General features: G+C 61.0%; 1 tRNA gene. It reads left to right on the plus strand.

Annotated features, from left to right (window positions below):
• Positions 1-80 precede the first annotated feature (80 nt).
• Positions 81-154 (plus strand) — tRNA-Gln (locus ACT6Q8_RS25715).
• The last annotated feature ends 87 nt before the right edge of the window (positions 155-241 follow it).

Here is a 241-nt window from a genome sequence, read left to right on the forward strand (position 1 = left end):
CTAATTTCCGCGCCACGCCAGCGGGGTTCACCGCCCTGCCGGCCCGACACGCCGCTGTAGAATACTGCATCGGCCAGTGTTGGGGGATCGTCTAACGGTAGGACAGCGGACTCTGACTCCGCCAGTCTAGGTTCGAATCCTAGTCCCCCAGCCAACAGCTCCTGTATAATCCTCCACTCTTCTGCGCATGGCCATATTGGCCATTCAGGTCGCCTCGCCGTCGAAACTGCGCAGAAGCGGG

The organism is Niveispirillum sp. (assembly GCF_052437035.1).
Lineage (GTDB): Bacteria > Pseudomonadota > Alphaproteobacteria > Azospirillales > Azospirillaceae > Niveispirillum.